Origin of the sequence: Butyrivibrio sp. AE2015 (assembly GCF_000420825.1) — a bacterium.
GTDB lineage: Bacteria > Bacillota > Clostridia > Lachnospirales > Lachnospiraceae > Butyrivibrio.
The window spans coordinates 1-17,595 of record NZ_ATVR01000027.1 but is presented as its reverse complement, the minus strand read 5'-3'; the positions used below and the strand labels follow the sequence as shown (position 1 = coordinate 17,595).

At 38.2% G+C, this 17,595-nt stretch carries 16 protein-coding genes; 3 read left to right on the top strand and 13 right to left on the bottom strand.

All coding sequences use genetic code 11. The annotated features are described in order from the left end of the window. Nucleotides 1-4: 4 nt before the first annotated feature. The 12 genes from G585_RS18030 to uxuA all read right to left on the bottom strand — a co-directional run bounded on the left by G585_RS18030 (nt 5) and on the right by uxuA (nt 13,643). Entirely contained in the window at nt 5-1,858 is a 1,854-nt protein-coding gene (locus tag G585_RS18030; protein ID WP_022775341.1) for a glycosyltransferase, read from the bottom strand. Between the two features lie 55 nt (nt 1,859-1,913). Then, nucleotides 1,914-2,642, bottom strand: coding sequence for an ABC transporter ATP-binding protein (locus tag G585_RS0112230; protein ID WP_022775339.1), 729 nt, complete (start codon nt 2,640-2,642; stop codon nt 1,914-1,916). Beyond that, on the bottom strand, nt 2,643-3,686 hold the full coding sequence (locus G585_RS0112225; protein WP_196802917.1) for an ABC transporter permease: 1,044 nt from the start codon (nt 3,684-3,686) through the stop codon (nt 2,643-2,645). A 59-nt stretch (nt 3,687-3,745) separates the two neighbouring features. After that, entirely contained in the window at nt 3,746-4,834 is a 1,089-nt protein-coding gene (locus G585_RS0112220; protein WP_155827825.1) for a glycosyltransferase, read from the bottom strand. Nucleotides 4,835-4,857: 23 nt separating this feature from the next. Then, a complete protein-coding gene (locus G585_RS0112215; RefSeq protein WP_196802916.1) occupies nt 4,858-5,865 on the bottom strand; it encodes a glycosyltransferase in 1,008 nt (335 codons plus the stop codon). Further along, nucleotides 5,804-6,796: a glycosyltransferase family 2 protein gene (locus G585_RS0112210; RefSeq protein ID WP_022775334.1), complete on the bottom strand. Its 993-nt coding sequence runs from the start codon at nt 6,794-6,796 to the stop codon at nt 5,804-5,806. The genes G585_RS0112215 and G585_RS0112210 overlap by 62 nt, the downstream gene beginning before the upstream one ends. Beyond that, nucleotides 6,793-7,377 carry an SH3 domain-containing protein gene (locus G585_RS0112205; RefSeq protein WP_022775332.1) on the bottom strand — a complete coding sequence of 195 codons (585 nt, stop codon included), beginning with the start codon at nt 7,375-7,377 and terminating at the stop codon, nt 6,793-6,795. The genes G585_RS0112210 and G585_RS0112205 overlap by 4 nt, the downstream gene beginning before the upstream one ends. Nucleotides 7,378-7,400: 23 nt before the next feature. Further along, nucleotides 7,401-8,603, bottom strand: coding sequence for a hypothetical protein (locus G585_RS0112200; protein WP_155827823.1), 1,203 nt, complete (start codon nt 8,601-8,603; stop codon nt 7,401-7,403). Nucleotides 8,604-9,216: 613 nt separating this feature from the next. Then, entirely contained in the window at nt 9,217-9,867 is a 651-nt protein-coding gene (locus tag G585_RS0112195) for a hypothetical protein (protein ID WP_022775330.1), read from the bottom strand. A 236-nt stretch (nt 9,868-10,103) separates the two neighbouring features. Then, complete coding sequence (locus G585_RS0112190; RefSeq protein ID WP_022775328.1) at nt 10,104-10,664, bottom strand: zinc-ribbon domain-containing protein; 561 nt, start codon at nt 10,662-10,664, stop codon at nt 10,104-10,106. 180 nt (nt 10,665-10,844) lie between these two features. After that, the gene (locus G585_RS0112185) at nt 10,845-12,464 is read right to left on the bottom strand and encodes a mannitol dehydrogenase family protein (protein ID WP_022775327.1); all 1,620 of its coding nucleotides are present in this window, start codon (nt 12,462-12,464) and stop codon (nt 10,845-10,847) included. A 102-nt stretch (nt 12,465-12,566) separates the two neighbouring features. After that, nucleotides 12,567-13,643, bottom strand: a complete 1,077-nt coding sequence (gene uxuA, locus G585_RS0112180) for a mannonate dehydratase (RefSeq protein WP_022775325.1) — start codon at nt 13,641-13,643, stop codon at nt 12,567-12,569. 178 nt (nt 13,644-13,821) lie between these two features. Between uxuA and G585_RS0112175 the strand changes: the two genes are divergently transcribed. The 3 genes from G585_RS0112175 to G585_RS0112165 all read left to right on the top strand — a co-directional run bounded on the left by G585_RS0112175 (nt 13,822) and on the right by G585_RS0112165 (nt 16,617). Beyond that, complete coding sequence (locus G585_RS0112175) at nt 13,822-14,736, top strand: helix-turn-helix domain-containing protein (protein WP_022775324.1); 915 nt, start codon at nt 13,822-13,824, stop codon at nt 14,734-14,736. Between the two features lie 109 nt (nt 14,737-14,845). After that, nucleotides 14,846-15,715, top strand: coding sequence for a helix-turn-helix domain-containing protein (locus G585_RS0112170; protein ID WP_022775322.1), 870 nt, complete (start codon nt 14,846-14,848; stop codon nt 15,713-15,715). A 20-nt stretch (nt 15,716-15,735) separates the two neighbouring features. Further along, the gene (locus tag G585_RS0112165; RefSeq protein ID WP_022775321.1) at nt 15,736-16,617 is read left to right on the top strand and encodes an aldose 1-epimerase family protein; all 882 of its coding nucleotides are present in this window, start codon (nt 15,736-15,738) and stop codon (nt 16,615-16,617) included. A gap of 714 nt (nt 16,618-17,331) precedes the next feature. On the opposite strand, the gene G585_RS18025 is transcribed toward G585_RS0112165, so the two are convergent. After that, the coding region (locus G585_RS18025; RefSeq protein ID WP_026663776.1) for an IS3 family transposase at nt 17,332-17,595 on the bottom strand (264 nt) is incomplete at its 5' end.

Sequence of the window (17,595 nt, the reverse complement as noted above, 5' to 3'; positions counted from 1 at the left end):
TGCTTCACAACTGTTTTATTTCCAGATATTCAAGCCAAAAAGCTTCTGAGGTAAGATATTCTTTTTCACTTCTATAGATTTTTTCGACATTTTCATTTTGTCTTTTATATATGCTTTCAATCTTTTTAAAGCGCTTTAAAATCGCCTTACCTCGCTCTTTGTCGATAGTTCTTTCTACGCATGTTTCGGTAAAAGGATCAACCGCTATGTATTTTTTCTTTCTTGTTATCTTTTGTGTCTGAATGCTGGCACCATATGCTGTAACAGTAATATCCTTACTTTTTCTATATAAGAAATTCGGCATAAAACGGTGCCCATTTAAGGTAATATGAAAAATTACTTTATCAATAAATTTCCTCGGTTCATCCCAATAAACATCTTCAATTAATCTTATTCTCACGCCTTCATATTTTGACAATGGAATCAATTTTTCATTATATTTTCTCTTGTCCTTTAGTAAAACCTCTCCATCAATTTTTTTTATAAATTCAGGTCCTTTTAAATAATCTTCAAATGCCTGAATCATTAGTTCACACGCTCCATATTCATACTTATATAGCTTTCTGTAGAATTCTTTAATAAAATCACCATGAATATCCAGTTCTGATAAAATACCTGATACTGCTTTTGCTATATGCATATTACGGCAATACATGTAAACATCCATTGCCGGATTATATTTTATTTCAAATCCCATATGCCAAATACATATAGCATTCATAGTAATAATTTTTGCTTTACATCTAAGTGAATACTCACTGTCATCACACCTAATAAAAACCGGCAATGGTAAGCCATTCTTTTTAATTTGTGTAACCGGTATGCAACAATACCACCATGCTGCATACTGATTTTTACCACTATAATATGCTCCGTCATTTTTTATTACATTATGAAGATCATTTAAATCGCCTCCCGGCTTATATGGCACAAAAATCCCGCCTCCTTCAACAGTCCCTATGTCTTCATGCTGCATCATTGGTTTTTCATACCTTAACATAGCACCACTTATAAAATGCTCCTTATACTCATCCTTGAGCATTCTAAGTAAATGATAAGTTCGCCTAATGCTTTCCGGAAGCACCAGCACATCATCATCCATTAGCAGCACATGCGTACTTTGACCTTCATTACAAGTCTTTTCATGCTGATGCAATGACTCAATCATTCCCTTTGCAAACCCACCTGAGCCTCCGGCGTTTTTATTTGGATGCAGATAAACATGTTCACCTGCTATTTCATCTTCTTTAAGAGTTCTACCATTATCAACAACATGAAAAGTCAAATGATTCTTTATATCATCATCATCATTATTATTAAGTATCTCGCTTTTAATCAGTGAAACATTCTTTTTTATATATTCTTCTTTTTTACACGTAGTTGTTGCGATACTTAGATGAACATCATTCAACTGACCATCGTAAGAAGCTTCATAATATCCTCCATGTATTACGCATCTGTCAATAGCTGAAATTTCCACACCAACTATCGTCTCTTTATTGGTTGGATAATCAAATCTTACAAGTTTTCTTTCCTTGAATTGCTCCTTTACAGTTCCATACTCAGTCCGAATTAATTCTCTGTATTTCATGGAATATCCGGTATACAATAGTTCGAACGCACCTTCTATGTCAAGAATCAGCGCCACATCCCTTGCATTTGTATACTTTAGCCATTTCCCCCAGGAACATGAATTAATATATGTATTAAGATCACATTTTTGCCCTGCCCCAAGCGTCAGTGTGCCGTTTGCTCTATCCAAATAGCCATTCTCACCATGATAGAAAAGATCCCGGCACATCATATGCTTTGATTCTTTAGGAAACACTATTTTCTGTATTACATATTTATTTACCATAATTATATTCTCCCTCACATTTCATAAGCTAATCATCAAATATATAAGATGTGCTTTACTCGCTCATAAATTCCTCATAATGTCCAAGCACAATCTGAGGACTTCCTATTTCTTTCATTTCTCCGTCATGGAGCCATAACACCTGATTGCATAGTTCCTTTAGTATTGGTATGTCATGAGAGACTATTACAACAGTTCTATCCTTATCCATAATGAGCTGTCGCATTTTTTCCATGCTTTTTTGCCTAAAGCGCTCATCTCCCACACTTAAAACCTCATCAACTAGCATGATATCTGTCTCAAGCATTGCTGTGATGGCAAAAGCAAGCTTTGAATGCATTCCGCTTGAATAGGTTCTTACAGGCCTGTTAATAAACTCTCCAAGCTCTGCAAATTCAATTATTTCATCCATCCTATCCTCTACTTCTTTTTCGGAAAATCCAAGCAAAAGTCCAGACAGCATAACATTTGCTCTTCCTGTAAGTTCAGGCTTAAACCCCACTCCTAAAGCCATTAGTGAAACCGAATGTCCATGAAGATCGATTGTGCCTTCATTTGGTGAAAAAACTCCAGCCATGGATCTTAAAAGTGTTGATTTGCCACTTCCGTTCTTTCCAATAATTCCGAGAATTCCACCTTCTTCTACCGAAAAAGAAACATTTTTTACCGCCTCAAAAACTTCATTTCGCTGTTTCTTGTGAAAAAGTGTTTTTCTGATAGATACGCTGTTCAATATTCTGTAACTGATACTTACATTATTGACTTCAATTGCATTATTTCGCATTTAGATTACCTTCACATATGCATTTTCATTGCTATACACAGTAAATACCCCAAGAGCAATTAACACTACGGATACCAGTCCCCATACCCCAAGCATCCACAGCATTGGTGTTGTTCTATATATCAGGGCCTGTCTCATAGCAGAGATAATAAATGCTACCGGATTAAATGCTTCCAATATAGCTCCAAAAGGTTCAGGTACCTGATTAGCAAGGGAATAAAAAACGCCGGTCAAATACATCATCATCTGCAATACAATTCCTGTAATATATCCAAGGTCGCTGACATAAACACCGTAATGCATCATTATGGAACTAACTCCAAAGGTAAAAAGAAACAGCACCACAAACACCGGAATTATCCACAGTATATTAAAGTCAATGGGAACTCTGAAGAATATCATCATTATAAATATGACACCAAATGAGACCATCATCTTAAAAAAATAAGCAAACATTTTAGCAAGAAGAAGAATGTATTTAGGCATATATATCTTGGTGATAATATCTTTATTCCACCTTACGATATCGACGCTGGCGCTAAGACATCTTGAAAAGAACCCCCACATCGTAAGCCCTATAAATACAAATATAGGAAAAAAATCCTCCGAAGCTCTGAATACCACACCAAAGATCAGAGTATAAATGAACATCATGCACACCGGCTCTATCAACCACCACATCCAGTTAAGATAGCTTGAAGCAACTTCAGCCTGAAGGTCAGCTTTGGCAGACCATACAGCATATGGCAGGTACTTTTTTATATCTGAAATAAATCGTCTGGCATATCGCCTAAATCCGCCTATTGTAATAATATCTTCTGTCATAAGACACACAAAGAAAGGTAAAATAAAACCCAGAACACAACCAAGTCCCATATACTTTAACCTATAGGACACGGTCATGTTTTCAAAATGCAGAGCTTTAACTCCTCTAAGATAAGAAACCAGGAAAGTTATAAGATTTGTCACTAACAGATAGACTACAAAAAAAACAGCTTTTCTTTTTCCTGATAATTCTCCATGCCTTAAACAGCTATGAATCAAAAGCGAAATGCCTCCCGGCAAAAAAAGCATAAGTATACTAAGTGCAAGTATCATTTTTTCTACCTATTCTGTAACCTATGAAGAAGATATAAAAGCACCGGGCTCTTAAGTCTTCCGGCAATTGTAACCAGCCACAGCTTCCATTCAATTTTACTGAACTTAACTTTTTTAAAAGCGGCGCTGTAAACACCGGCTTTCATGTAATTTCTCACTGTCCTTAGCTTTTCTCTTCCAGACTTCGTATTTTTTTTATTAAAAAAACTGAGTCTGCAGCATATGGCAAAACTCTTGATTATTCTTGCGTAAAAAGCCTGCATTACGAGGAATTCCCGCATATTATCAAGATCTCCGCAGATAATCTCTTCTTTTATATAATCGAAAGCCTTCTGGTCAAGCTCAGGTCTGTTCGCTTTATAACTATTTGTTATCGAATCTTCCCAAATACAGTAGTGATATAGAGGATCAGGAAAGTACATCACTCTGTGGGCTGCTGAGAAAACCTGATAATTAAAAAACATATCATCAAGGACTTTTAGTTCATCAGAAAATCGCAGACCATTACTTACTAAAAAATCTCTTCTGTATAGTTTGTCCCATGGAGCAGCCAACGGGACCTCGTTTTTCAGATAGGTAACCATCCCTATTTTCGTCTTAAAGTGAGGATATAGAATTTTGCACCTCAGTGCAAAAATATCATCTCTATTAGAAGTGTTAAAACTACAGTCAGCCTGGCCCCAGACAGTTACTCTTTTTTCACCGGTCTGCTCTTCTCTGAAAGCATTGAACATGACAATATCTGCATTTTCCTTCATTCCCATGCGATATGGTTTTTCACAGTAATCTGCTTCAAGATAATCATCTGCATCAACAAAGGCTAGCCATTCACCCTTAGCAGCATCCATTCCGGTGTTTCTTGCAGCTGCAACGCCGTAATTTGCCCTATGAACAGCTTTGAATATCGAATAACGCTCCGCGTATGAATCACATATCTGACCTGATGAATCCGTTGAACCATCGTCAACGAGTATTGCCTCAATTTCCCCATCTGCGCCTAAAGTCTGTGAAACAATGCTATCCAGGCATTTTTCAATATTTTTTTCTACGTTATATACAGGGACGATAATTGATACTTTTATCTTTTTTTCCATATCAGATACTTCTCTCTGCCATTTCACATATGTGCTGCTTTGAAAATGCACTCCTCAAGAGCTTTTGCGTCTCCTCTCTTAACAAAAAGATGATCGTCGTCTTCTATAAATATTTCATGATTAGCTCTTGTATCGCCGAGGATCATTATTTTTCCCATGGTCTCATATATGTATGCCTTGCCGGGAATTGTTCTGTCTGCCTTGTCAATTTCAGAGTTAAAGTGACCGGCAAGACATATATCAGCATTCTTTATAACCTCAAAAAGCTCCTTCTGATCAAGCCAATCAATAAGTGTTATGTTTTTATTTTCTTTTACACTTTTTAAAAGCTTTGCTGGAACTTTTTTTGTGCTACCAATATATATGCACTCGAAGACTTCTTTTTGCGCAACTTCGTTAAAAGCCTTTAGGACTATATCAGTCCCTTGTAGTGGCAGGCCTGTTCCAAAGTACAATACTCTCGTAATCTCAGTTCGATTGTATTCTTTTCCACCATCAACTCTGCACAATTCACCTGCATCCAAGTACAGAGTTTCAAACTTATCAGAGTTTATACCATATATAGTTGAAAAAAACTCCGCGTCTGCCTTAGTGTCTGTAACAATAAGCTCTGCCTCATCAAGTACTCTTTTATCAAGTTTTTTCATCAAAGCTGCAACAATACTGCCTTCACTGACATATTTCCTGTCGAGGGCCACTGTGTCATATAAAGATAAGAAAACCTCTCCTATAAAGGAAATATTACCATTCTCATTTTTGCCTTTTTTGTATAATTCGCTCCATATAAGTTGTGGCAAAAATCCTGCAATCACTACATCAGTCTTTGAAAAATCTAATGCCTTTATCCTGCGTTTTATGTCCAATGTTCTACTGATCGGATTCCCTTTTTCCGATGTAATGACTCTATACTTTCCGGCATAGTCTTTTAGCATTTTTTCTATTTGAACTACCCGTATATATTCTTTATTTTTAACGGTAATAAATACGACATCCCTGCCCTTTATCAGCGTTTGCAATCTTGACCCCGTCATAATACTGTTTCCTTGTGTGATATTGCACATCCTGTAAAATCTTGCGATTTGCGCATATCGTATCTCCAAGTATACCTATCATAATGCAGACAAAAGATATGATGATAAGCGTGCATCCAAGTATAAGAGACTGGATATGTCCGGCGCCACCCTGCGTATATAGATAATATAAAAACCTTATTCCAATCATTAATCCCGGAATTGCAGGGAAAATCGACAAAAACAGAAATGCTTTAAGTGGCTTGTACACGAGATATGCTCTTAAAATCGTGAGCATAGAAGTCCTGACATAGGAAATCATGGTTTTTGCCAATCTTGATGGCCTTATTGCCCTATTTGTTGAAACAGGCACGCTGATAATTGGTATCTTTTCTCTCCCCGCCTGCACAATAGTTTCCAAGGTGTAAGTATAGTCATTAACAACATTTATTCTTAGTGCCGCTTCCCTTGAAAAAGCCCTGAAGCCGCTGGGAGCATCGGGAATATCAGTATGTGATGCCTGTCTTACAGCCCAGCTTCCGATATGCTGTAATTTTTTCTTGAGCTTTGAAAAATCCTCCGTATCATCTATGGGCCTTTCTCCGATTACAATATCTGCCCTTTGGTCAAGAATCGGGCGTATCAATCTCTCTATGTCACTTCCTTTATACTGATTATCCGCATCGGTATTTACAATGATGTCAGCACCATTTTCAAGTGCAACATCTATTCCCGCCATAAATCCCTTTGCAAGCCCCTTATTCTGCGTAAAATTTACAATATAATCAACTCCCCACTCTTTGGCAACTTCAGTAGTTCTGTCAAAGCTCCCGTCATTAATAACGAGATACTCTATCTCATCTACTCCATCTATGGATCTGGGCAGGTCGTTGAGCGTCTGATTTAAAGTATTTTCTTCATTAAAACATGGAATCTGAATAATAACCTTCATCTTTTATCGCTTTCACTATTATTATCTTCATCTTCATTGACAATACTATTTCTGTTCCTAATACCGATTACTACTGAAATAACAATAATTGAAACAACCAAAACTGCTATTACTATCTTCCACACAAGGGCACTTCTGTTTCTTCTCTGCTGCCTCTCAAAAGAATCCACATATGTGACATCGAATTGCTGTTTCTTTTTGAATTCTTCTTCAAGTGCTGAATTTACATTGCTGTCAGCAGCTGCTGCAATTGAAATCTCTTCATCATTTGCGTTACCTGTAGACGTACCTGTGACTTTTACATATGCTGATTTTCCCTTATAAAAAATCTCATACCAGCCATCATTTTCACCTACAACAAAGATGCTATCGCCCTTAGATAATTTCACAACAACAGAGGCTCCCTCATCCGGAGCACTCCTCGCAACCGTATCCTGAATAATAGTCATTACAGATCCTGATATACTCTCCTGGGATGAATTGACGTCTTTAGCCAAACTTACATGGAAAGAAAAAAAAGATGCGCACAATATAGTGACAATAAGAAATATAATACTTATCTCTGAAAATTTATTATTCATTTATATTCCCTCTAATCAATACTTTATGGTGTATAGTACACGTTAAGATGCCCTATTTCCCACTTCTGCTCATAAAAATTGTCTGCAGCATCAACATAATCGCCGTTAAGATCAATTATCAGTATTCTCTCAGCACTCATGTAGTCATATACATTAACAGGCTCATTCTCAGCATTTATAACCGTTATGTCTGCCTCTCTGTCTGCAAACTGGACAAGTTCTATGTACTGGGCTCCGCCTTCATATATCGTAACTATCTCTTTTTCAGGATTTTCAAGCCTTATCTCCTTCAATTTCTGCCCCAGGAGAATATCACCGTAAATATAAGTTTGATTAGGGAAAACATAGTATCCGACAGTATATACCCCTAATGCAACCTGAATAACTATTATCAATAAAAGAACTGTTTCTATTTTAAATTTTCGATAAATTACCACTATAATAACTGTAACAGCCATTAATGAAAACGACAAGGCAAGTTCTTTAAAAAAAAACGAAATACTGCTAATTAATGGTTTCTTTAAAAAATAGCTCATGCCTATCATTGTAAAACTGTGAGCATTAACAAAACCACTAATATTGTCTAAAATAACCTTTCTGGCAATAAGCATCAATATTATGCCTGCCAATACAAAAAAAATCTGCATAAGCCATAGATGCTTACTATCCACCATCTCAACAATGCCTATTGCTATTAGTATTGGGAGAAAGAAATCTATATATCTCCCATGTAAAAAAATATCCAGCCTGTCATTGTATGGATCAGAAGCCCCTATAAGATATATCATAGCTACCATAAACTGAGCGAACACAGACAGAAATAGAAAAATATAGCTATACTCAATAAAACTTGCATTTTTATCATTTATGCTTCTAAATGCTGATACAGCTTTTTTTATCAGACAGGCAATTCCCCAAGATGCAAGACCATAAGTAGCAGCCCAAAGATACAGTGCTTTACCGGCAAAATCCTTGATAAATACTGTAATACCCTGTGCATTAAATAATTTGCTCAGTCGATATGCAATACCGGAATAATCATTCCAGGAAAGAGTTTCTTCCGACGTTTCGCTGTATATTCTTGCTGTTACCACTTCTTTGATAATGAAGCTGATTGCAAAAAGAATAACTATCAAGCCTATAAGAAGAAGCACCCTTGAAAAAACTTTCTTTTCACTCCGGCTAACTGCCCATATAATAAGAGTCAGTGCTCCTGCCCCTATCATGCCCAAGCAGCGCATATGAACAAAATACATATATATTAAAACAATTACGAAAAATATTCCTTTTAAAGCCCACGGCTTTTCAAAGAAACACACTATAAGATAAACTGACAAAATAAACAGGAAATTTAATAACCCCTCTGTCATTGTAGTCTGTGTATAAAAAGTCCATGCCGGGTAGAGGACAGCTGCTCCTCCGGCTATAGATAGAATTTTCGAACTCTGATGTGGAAATAATTTTATTAGAATCTTATGAACAAGAAATAAGGATAGACATTGCAATAATAAATTAAATATTATGGCAACTCTATATGCTATTATTGAATCTTTAAAAAGAGCTAAGATAGGCAGCAAAATAATGCTGTAACCATATGAATAATATGACCCCAGCGATGTTACGGAAGACCAGTCTAACCCCACAATTGTTGCTGCTGGAGCCCAATATCCGAATTCATCCGGGAAAACAGAAAAACCGTATATTCCATTGATCCCATACATGCAGATAGAGACAATAATGAGCATCATAAGCAAAATATATGGATTAGATTTTAAAACAGAGAAGCAGCCAAAACGTAGCTGCTTCTCTATATTGTTATTATTCAATTCATTGCCTGAATTAGTATGCGATAATTGCATAAGCTGCAAGTCCACCAGTAATATTAAATGTTACAGTATTAGGATTTGTATCCTGATCTGCAATAATCTCGGTTGCTCCACCTGGAAGAACCTTTACGATTGCATATGTCTTAGAAGAATCTACCTTGCCGCCAGGAATACCAATTGTTGTCTGAACTGAAACACCATCTGGAAGCTGTGTAAACTTACCACCTGTAAGTTTACCAAGGTCAATATTAACCGCGCCAACAACTGTTCCGCCAACTGATGAAGCCGCAGAATTAATACTTACAAAAGCTGCAGGGCTCTGCTTAGCTGTGATATCATATGCTCTAACATATGGTTTCTCGTTTGCTGTCATTCCAGCCTTTGAAGCAATAGCTGTCGCAGGCTCTCTTACGGCAACTCCACCAAGATTCTTAACTGAGTATGCACCACCAACGGTAGATGTTCCAACTCCGGCAACAGTACTTGTAGAAGTTGTTGCTGTAGATGAAGAAGAATTCTGTGATGACTGTGATGACTGCGCTGTTGATTCAGACCCGCTGCTTGAAGAATCAGTAGAAGCAGCACCTGCTGTAACTGCAGGAGCAACCATAAGAGAAGCTGCCAAAGTTACTGCAAGGATTTTCTTAAGAAATTTCATGCTCATATTCTTTTCTCCCTTCAAAATAAAAAAATATTTACGGCTCGATCCACCAATCATATACACCGCCATGTCATTTATTTTACGATATTTCACTATTAATTCAAGCCATATTATTATAAAAAATGTATAAATTCGTATTATTATTATCATCTAACAGTATAATGGTGCAAGAAATTTACATTCAAAAAAGACCAGGCACACGCCTGGTCTTTACTATTATTAATTCTTATTTTCTATTTTCAGCTAAGAAATCCTATATCTGAAATAATCGGAAGCTCTTTTGCCTTACCCATGCAAGCCCAAACAATAGCAACAATCTTGATCACACCAAGGATTGCTGCGCATATACCTGTAACAAGCCATCCAAGAAATGGAATGATACTTGGGATAAGAATGATAATTGCTGATATAGAAATTCTAAGAGAATTTCTTGCGTGGAATCTTGTAAATGGAGTTCCGGCAATGAATGCTATAAGAACACCGATAATTCCAAAAAGATAAGCTGCTACACCAATTATCTTGTTATCTGCTATATCCTGAGCATCAAACTCTTTTGTATGATCCTTAGGATCTGAGTAAACAAGTGGCTGCTGATATGGTGCCTGCCCAAAATTAGGTGTTGGCTGTGGCTGAGGTGTAGGCTGTGGCCCCTGCTGTGTGTTTGATGCCTGTGCATTCATATCCACGCTCTGAGCATTATCTGAAGCAGCCTGGGTATTTACCGTAACTGAGACACCACAATTGTTGCAAAACGCTGCGTCGTCAGCAATCTGATTACCGCAATTAGGACATGTTTTCATATTATTCTCCTCCAATCATCTTTTGTTGTCAGAATCGAATTGTCACAATGAAGATTTTTGGCTCTGACATTAATATAAATCAGGTGAGCACTATTTAAGCACTCACCTAATGATTTTACATTTTTATATGTATATTTTCAAGTTCAGAACTGTAGCAAAAAGACTGAACAATTTGCCTTTTTAATGGCAGTACTTCTTTAAAGTATCTCTAACTGCTCCTGTTCCAACCAAAAGCTCAAGGAAGTATCCTACTATTCTGTCTGAAAGACCTGCTGACTCAAGGTCTGTTCCGAATATAGCAGCATTTTTAAGAAGAGGTAAAACAGCTGCCTTTACCTTATTCTCATCTGTCTCTCCAAGCTTAATATCTTTTACGAAGCTCTGAGCCTCCTCAAGAAGTGGATCAGGACTAGGCTCGAAGCTCTGGCCCTTATCGTCCACTCCCATAAGGTAACGAAGCCAACCTGCATGAACAAGTGGTATAAGTTTAAGGTCAGCAACGTTAAGTTTATCAGAAGCAAGATATGCCTTGATTGTTTCACCGAATCTGATGCCAAGCTTCTGTGAAGTATCGCATGCGATTCTCTGTGGTGTGTCAGGCATAAACTTGTTAGGGATACGCACATTTACAACTGTATCAATAAATTCCTTTGGCTTAATAACGCCAGGATCTGTAACAACAGGAAGTCCCTCTACATAACCGATTTCTTTTACAAGCTTAACGAGGTCTTCATCCTTCATCTCATCTGAGATCTTTGTATATCCAAGAAGGCATCCGTAAACAGCAAGTGCTGTGTGAAGAGGATTAAGGCAAGTGCAAACCTTCATTCTCTCAACCTTGTCTACAGTCTCCTTATCTGTAAAGATAACTCCAACCTTCTCAAGAGCAGGTCTTCCGTTAGGGAACTTATCCTCGATCACAAGGTATTCGCTCTCCTCAGCGTTAACGAAAGGAGCTACCCATGTTTTCTTAGATGTAACAACTGCTTCAAGTTCCTCAACACCGTCGTTCTTAAGTATCTCATTTACAGAGTCATCAGGTCTTGGAGTGATCTTATCGATCATTGACCATGGGAATGAAACAAGAGCCTCATCATGCACATAGTCAAGGAATCCAGCATCTGCTTTTCCGTTTTCTGTCCAATTCTTAGCAAAGGCATCCATTGCTGCATAGAGCTTGTCACCATTATGTGAGCAGTTATCTGTACTTACCATGGCAATCTTCTTTTTGCCCGCTGTATATCTTTCATACAAAAGAGCTGCTACCTTTCCGATATAGCTCTGAGGCTTTTCAGGGCCGTTTTCGAAATCTTCTTTTACTGCAGGAAGAGTCTCACCTGCTGGATTTACAAGGCTGTAACCCTTTTCTGTGATTGTAAAAGTACACATCTTAAGGCTGTCAGCTCTGAATATCTCTTTTAATCTGCTGAACTCTTTATCATCGTTAGAATCAAGGATGCAGGACTCTGCAATGCTTCCGATAACCTTCTTATCAACTGATCCGTCAGCTTTAAGTGTAACAAGGATAGAAAGATTGTCGTGAGGTCTGTACATTTTCTCTACGATCTCATAATCAAATCCTTCAACAACAGTAAGTCCCTTGTCATTCATTCCATCATCAAGCATTCTCTGAGCAAGATTTGCCTGAAAAGCTCTGAAGATGTTGCCTGCCCCGAAGTGTACCCACTCAGGCTCAGCTACTGTCTTCTTTATCATCTCATCTCTATCAAATTTTGGAAGTTCGTATCCTTTTTCCTTCCAGGATGCATCCGTTTTAATACTACTATCACAAAGTTTCATGATCTTATCTCCTTCATGTTCAATTTATAAGGAAGTTCTGCTCTCGGCATTCGCCTCGCCAGAACACGTGCGCACTAGACTCGTAAAAGCCTCGTCAAGTGCTTACAGTCCTCGTTGATGGCTCTTCTCAATTGCTTCCCAAAGGCCGTTTATGTATGTTGCACCAAGTGCTCTGTCGTATAAGCCGTAACCAGGCATTGCAACCTCACCCCAGATCATTCTTCCGTGGTCAGGACGGATAGGTCCGTCAAAGCCAGTCTCATAAAGTGCCTTAACTATCTCATACATATCAAATGTTCCATCTGATGAAAGATGAGCTGCTTCCTCGAAGTTTGTAGGAGAAATAAACTTAAGGTTACGAACATGTGCAAAATGGATTCTTCCCTCTAAAGCTCTGATCATGTGTGGAAGATCGTTCTCAAGGCTTGTGCCGTAAGAACCTGAGCAGAATGTAACACCATTGTGTACATCATCTACAGCCTTCATGAGCTTTAAGATATTCTTTTCATTGTTGATGATTCTTGGAAGTCCAAATACTGACCAAGCTGGATCATCTGGATGAATAGCCATCTTAATGTCGTATTTATTACATACAGGCATAATAGCCTTAAGGAAATAAACGATGTTCTCAAAGAGCTTATCCTCATCGATTCCTTTGTAAAGTTCAAAGAGCTCTTTTACCTTAGCCATTCTTTCAGGTTCCCAGCCAGGCATAACTGTTCCGTTCATCTCACCTGAAATTGATTCAAACATCTTCTCAGGATCAATTGCATCAACTGCTTCCTGTGTATAAGCAAGAACTGTTGAGCCATCTGCTCTCTTTCTTGCAAGTTCTGTTCTTGTCCAGTCAAATACAGGCATGAAGTTGTAACATACCATGTGGATATCTTCTTTACCAAGATTCTCAAGTGTCTTGATGTAGTTATCGATATGCTTGTCTCTGTCAGCTGTTGCAGCTTTGATAGCATCAGATACGTTTACTGACTCGATTCCGGCAATCTTAAGTCCACCGGCCTCAACTTCATTCTTAAGAGCCTTGATCTCATCCTGCTCCCAGAGCTCTCCTGCCTGCTTATTATAAAGAGTTGTGATAACTCCATGTACTCCAGGGATCTGTCTGATCTGCCAGAGCTTAACAGTATCATAATCTGTGCCATACCAGCGAAGTGTCATTTCCATATTCTTTTCCTCCTATGGTGTATAACTAATATCCAATTTGTTCACAGGCGATGTCTGATTTATTATCACCTGAATTGACTTTCTTGATATATACACAATACTTTCATTTGGGGAGAAATTGAATGGAATAACTTGTTTCCTGTATTGCAAAAGTTGTTATTGATGTTATTATGTACTTATGAAAAATAAACTTAGATCATCATTTAATTCAAGACAGTATATGATTTCCTCTGATTTTGAGGTGTTCTATTATTTGGACAGAGACTTCAAAACCCTGAATCCCCATGCCCATGATTACTATGAGTTTTATCTTTTCCTGGACGGTGATGTCACCATGGAAATATTTAGAACTGATGGAGAGAAAGAGCACATCGATATGTACCCAGGGGATTTAATGGTCGTGCCACCGGGAATATCACATCACGCCATTATGCACACTTCTGATAAGGACTACAAGCGTTTTGTCTTCTGGATCAGCAAGGATTGTTGCAATTCCCTGATGCAGGAATCAGTTGATTATATGTACCTCATCCAAAAGGCTGAAGCTTTTCATAAGTATATATATCACCTGGCCCCAGCCTCTTTTCACCTTGTGGAATCAAAGTTCCTAAGGCTTCTTGAGGAGAAGTCCAGCGACAGATACGGAAGCGGCGCCATGAGCCATCTGTGCCTCTGTGACCTGATCCTTACCATCAACAGAATCGTATACGACGATGACCATATCCAAAGCGGCAATGATGAGCTGGCTCTTTTTCAGAATATACTTTCATATGTTGAGAGTAATCTTGAGGACACCCTTTCTCTTGATGATATCGCAGGACAGTTTTTTGTCAGCAAGTACTATGTTGCCCATTTGTTCAAGGACACCCTTGGAATCTCACTTCACCAGTACATAATAAAAAAGCGTCTGGCAGAATGCCGAAACGCTATAATAAGTGGTGAGAGCATCACCGGCACCTATGAAAAATTTGGTTTTAGGGACTACTCAAGCTTTTTTAAGGCTTTTAAAAAAGAGTACGGAATGTCACCAAAGGAATATCAGAATCTGTCAGCCCTTGACATGACTTCTTTCCATGAAGGTGAAAAGATATAATATCATCGTACTTAAAATAATAATTTTCTTATCTGAGATTTCCAAATTCATTGTAAAAATAATCTTTTTATGTCATATTTGATTACAGATTAAACTTAGGAGAATGGCTATGGCTCTTCCACTTCCAAAAGGGAAACAGATAACAGTATCATACAGAGAAATCTCATCTGATTACGAAATGCCTTCAATGGAGGTCGCTTCAGATCACTATTCTCTTGGCTTTATGATCAAGGGAGACAGGCGGATAATTACTCCTAAAATGAATTTCACCCTTCATGCAGGTTACATAGGAGCCATGCGCCCCTATATCTATCACAGAACAATACCTGCTTCTGATTCCGAATACATCAGCATTCTCATAAAGTTTTCTCCTGATTTTGTGGCAAACATGACAGATACTCTCGGTCCACAAATTATGGAAAAAATATTCAGATATCCACCAATTACTTTTTCCGATGGTGACAGAGAAAAGATATTCTCGTTAGCCAGAGAAATATATGAGTTGTACAATGAGATTGAAGAACAGGGGCTTGATATGTCTGAGGGCTCAATTTCCAGATACCGCCTCCAGAATCTGTTGACCTATATTCTTCTCGAAATATATGACAAAGGCCATTTTGACAGCAGCAAGGCAACAATCCATGAGAGTGAGCTTACCGAGCCCATCATGGAAGCCGTTTACTATATAGAAAAAAACTATATGCAGCCCTTGAAGATAGAAGAAGTTGCCCGCATTTCCGGCTACTCTGTCTCCTACTTTTCACGTATTTTTGCCAGGCAGCTTGGATCCGATTTCACAGAATACTTGTGCATCACAAGGCTAAAACACGTGCAGAACATGCTGCTTACTACCAATAAGTCAGTAATGGAAATTTCCTTAGAATGTGGTTTTTCCTATCCGGGTAACATGACCAGCAGTTTCAAAAAAGAATTTGGCATGACACCTCTACATTTCAGAAAACAAAATACAAAACTATAAACCTAAGAAAGGTGAAGAAAATGGAATACATTGAGAATGATTTATTAAAGATTGGCGTAGCTACTCACGGAGCAGAACTCAGTAGCATTTTTGACAAAAGAAGAAACAAAGAAATGCTATGGCAGGCAGATCCCGCATTTTGGAACAGACATGCGCCGGTTCTTTTTCCAATTGTTGGTAATGTAAATAAAGGAGTATTTAAGTATAAGGGAAAAGAATATCCAATGTCTTCCCACGGTTTCGCTAGAGATATGGACTTTGAGTTTCTGGCAAAAACTGAAAACTCTATTAGTTTCGTCCTCAGATCAGATGAGGAAACAAAAAAGAAATATCCCTTTGATTTTGAACTTGTCATTACCCATGTTCTTGATGGTGATACGATCAAAGTTCAGTGGGAAGTAAAAAACCCTTCCGAAGATGAACCTCTATATTACTCAATCGGTGGTCATCCTGCATTTAACTGTCCTATTTATGATAATGAAAAGAGAACTGACTATAAAGTAAAGTTTTCTAAAAACAGCTTAAAGTATTCTCTTATAATTCAGGAAACAAGAGAAGTTGACTTTGAAAATCCAAACACTCTTGAATTGAAGGATGGTTACCTTGATATCGATGAACATCTTTTTGATAAGGACGCACTCATTTTTGACGACTACCAGGTAGATGAGATCAGCCTATGTACTCCTGATGGAAAGCCATATATTACAATGAACTGCAAAGGTTTCCCAAGCTTTGGTCTTTGGTCAAAAGAAAAGATAGAGGCAAGATATGTATGCCTTGAGCCATGGATTGGCCGCTGCGACAACAAGGGCTTTGACGGAGAACTTCCTGAAAAATACTGTGAACAGCACTTGGATCCAAAGCAGTCAAGAAAGACTGAGTACACAATTAAGATAAGTTAATCAAACATTCACATAACCATACAACGAACTAGTGAGAGTATTCTGGCATAAGCTTTGATCTTATGACAGAATGCTCTCATTTTTTATATGTGTAAGTAGCTGGCTCCATACGCCACCATTGACTGAGCCTGAGGAAAACGCCGTCTATACCTCGCCGACGGTGAGGATGATGGGAACAGTAGTTAGATTCATGCACCGTCGGAACCAGCATTGTAGCGTTTTCCTCAGAACCCGTCAATGGCAAGCACCTTCGGTGTGGCTTGGTTAAGGTGCCTCAGGCTCCAATTCCGAGAACAGTAGGGGTGGCTACTTTAAGGTGCTTCAGCCTACGAATTCTGGATCTGCAGGGAGATAATTTAAGGTGCCTCGCGCACCGAAATCAAAAACAGCAGAAGTGGCGACATTCAAGAATGTGTAGTGCTAGGAACAGTATATGTTGATACTTCTAGAACGTATAAGGCTTTATTTCCTCGGCTCCCAATGTTATGAGAGCGAGCTGCTGTTTTGGGCATATAGCTCGTTTTCAATAGCTCAGCCACCTGCAATTAAACTGGTTTTGGGCTCATAGCCTGATTTCAGGCTTTCAGCCACCCCTCATTATGGCTTTTATCGTAGGCAATTGGGCATATACGGTAATTATCCGTCCGCAGCCACCTTTAACAGGTTAAACTACTACCCATGTCAAGGACAGTATTTGAAATTTACACCCATTTTTTAGACCAGCATCTTCTTTGGATATTCTCCGGTTTTTATGTATCTGTAGTATTCATTTGGTGATAGTTTATTAAGACTAAGTTTATATCGGTCATTGTTGTAGTAGTCAATCCAATCATCTATGGCGTTTCTTATGTCATTTACAGAATTCCATTTACGTGATTTTATGCCAAGCTCCTGTTTCATATGTCCAAAAAAACTTTCCTGTGGTGCGTTATCCCAACAGTTACCCCGGCGAGACATTGATTGACGTAAACCATAATC

Excerpts from the sequence above, each read along its gene's own strand:
- G585_RS18030 (WP_022775341.1), bottom strand. The coding sequence starts at position 1,858 with ATGGTAAATAAATATGTAATACAGAAAATAGTGTTTCCTAAAGAATCA.
- G585_RS0112230 (WP_022775339.1), bottom strand. The coding sequence starts at position 2,642 with ATGCGAAATAATGCAATTGAAGTCAATAATGTAAGTATCAGTTACAGA.
- G585_RS0112220 (WP_155827825.1), bottom strand. The coding sequence starts at position 4,834 with ATGGAAAAAAAGATAAAAGTATCAATTATCGTCCCTGTATATAACGTA.
- G585_RS0112215 (WP_196802916.1), bottom strand. The coding sequence starts at position 5,865 with ATGACGGGGTCAAGATTGCAAACGCTGATAAAGGGCAGGGATGTCGTA.
- G585_RS0112210 (WP_022775334.1), bottom strand. The coding sequence starts at position 6,796 with ATGAAGGTTATTATTCAGATTCCATGTTTTAATGAAGAAAATACTTTA.
- G585_RS0112205 (WP_022775332.1), bottom strand. The coding sequence starts at position 7,377 with ATGAATAATAAATTTTCAGAGATAAGTATTATATTTCTTATTGTCACT.
- G585_RS0112200 (WP_155827823.1), bottom strand. The coding sequence starts at position 8,603 with ATGATAGGGGCAGGAGCACTGACTCTTATTATATGGGCAGTTAGCCGG.
- G585_RS0112195 (WP_022775330.1), bottom strand. The coding sequence starts at position 9,867 with ATGAGCATGAAATTTCTTAAGAAAATCCTTGCAGTAACTTTGGCAGCT.
- G585_RS0112190 (WP_022775328.1), bottom strand. The coding sequence starts at position 10,664 with ATGAAAACATGTCCTAATTGCGGTAATCAGATTGCTGACGACGCAGCG.
- G585_RS0112185 (WP_022775327.1), bottom strand. The coding sequence starts at position 12,464 with ATGAAACTTTGTGATAGTAGTATTAAAACGGATGCATCCTGGAAGGAA.
- uxuA (WP_022775325.1), bottom strand. The coding sequence starts at position 13,643 with ATGGAAATGACACTTCGCTGGTATGGCACAGATTATGATACTGTTAAG.
- G585_RS0112175 (WP_022775324.1), top strand. The coding sequence starts at position 13,822 with ATGAAAAATAAACTTAGATCATCATTTAATTCAAGACAGTATATGATT.
- G585_RS0112170 (WP_022775322.1), top strand. The coding sequence starts at position 14,846 with ATGGCTCTTCCACTTCCAAAAGGGAAACAGATAACAGTATCATACAGA.
- G585_RS0112165 (WP_022775321.1), top strand. The coding sequence starts at position 15,736 with ATGGAATACATTGAGAATGATTTATTAAAGATTGGCGTAGCTACTCAC.